Annotated in this window: 1 protein-coding gene; it reads left to right on the top strand. The window is 45.8% G+C overall.

The annotated features are described in order from the left end of the window. On the top strand, window positions 1-240 hold a 240-nt coding region (locus tag ETC27_RS17115; RefSeq protein WP_205742805.1), incomplete at both ends, for a hypothetical protein.

Here is a 240-nt window from a genome sequence, read left to right as displayed (position 1 = left end):
AAAGCGGCAAGCATGCCAATAAGCAAAATGATTTCGATACGCGTGAAATCCAGCGCAACCAACAGGTACGTTTATACCTAAGCTGGAACACGCCTATCGGCCTGGTCATCTCACCATCTACCCGTCAGTCGGTATTCAGTGAAATAACCGAGCGTAATGCCTTGGGTGATGTGATCAAGAAAGATATGTCACGTTACAGCCTGCAATTAGCTTATCCGATTAATAATCAGTGGCGCCTTA

Source organism: Onishia niordana, from assembly GCF_004798965.1.
Classification (GTDB): domain Bacteria; phylum Pseudomonadota; class Gammaproteobacteria; order Pseudomonadales; family Halomonadaceae; genus Onishia; species Onishia niordana.
The sequence above is the reverse complement of the archived record's forward strand: the minus strand, read 5'-3'. Positions and strand labels throughout refer to the sequence as shown.